2 protein-coding genes are annotated in these 604 nt (G+C 77.5%); both read left to right on the forward strand.

Annotated features, from left to right (window positions below):
• Positions 1-392: bifunctional 4-hydroxy-2-oxoglutarate aldolase/2-dehydro-3-deoxy-phosphogluconate aldolase (locus tag L2I40_RS24195; protein ID WP_372491119.1), on the forward strand; the 392-nt coding region annotated here is incomplete at its 5' end.
• On the forward strand, positions 389-604 hold a 216-nt coding region (locus tag L2I40_RS24200), incomplete at its 3' end, for a PfkB family carbohydrate kinase (protein WP_237217873.1). The genes L2I40_RS24195 and L2I40_RS24200, both read left to right, overlap by 4 nt.

Genomic DNA, 604 nt, shown 5'->3' on the forward strand with positions numbered 1-604 from the left:
TCGACGCCGGCGCGCGCTTCCTCGTCGCGCCCTGGGTGGATGCCGCGGTGGCGGAGGCCGCGCGCGCCCGCGGCGCCTGCGCGCTGCTCGGCGCCATGACGCCGACCGAGGTGCGCGCGGCCCTCGCCGCGGGTGCCGATGCGGTGAAGATCTTCCCGGCGTCCTCCGCCGGCGGGCCCGCGCACATCAAGGCGCTGCGCGCCGTCTTCCCCGACGTGGTCTTCTGCCCGACCGGCGGCGTGGATGCCCGCAACGCGCCCGACTACTTCGCCGCCGGCGCCGCCTTCGTCGGCATCGGCGGGCGGCTGGTGGACGAAGGGCTGCTGGCGCGGGGCGAGCGTGCGGCGGTGGAGGCCGCGGCGCGCGACGTGCTCGGGCTCATGCAGGCATGAGCGACCTGCTCTGCTTCGGCGAACCGATGCTGGAGTTCAACCAGCAGCCGGACAGCGGCGACGGCCGGCGCCTCTATCTGGAGGGCTTCGGCGGCGACGCCTCCAACGCCGCCGTTGCCGCCGCGCGCAGCGGCGCGCGCGTGGCGATGGTGACCGCACTCGGCGAGGACCGCGCCGGCGCCGCGTTCCGCGCCCTGTGGCGGGCGGAGGGC

The sequence above is a fragment of the Falsiroseomonas oryziterrae genome (assembly GCF_021864505.1).
Lineage (GTDB): Bacteria > Pseudomonadota > Alphaproteobacteria > Acetobacterales > Acetobacteraceae > Falsiroseomonas > Falsiroseomonas oryziterrae.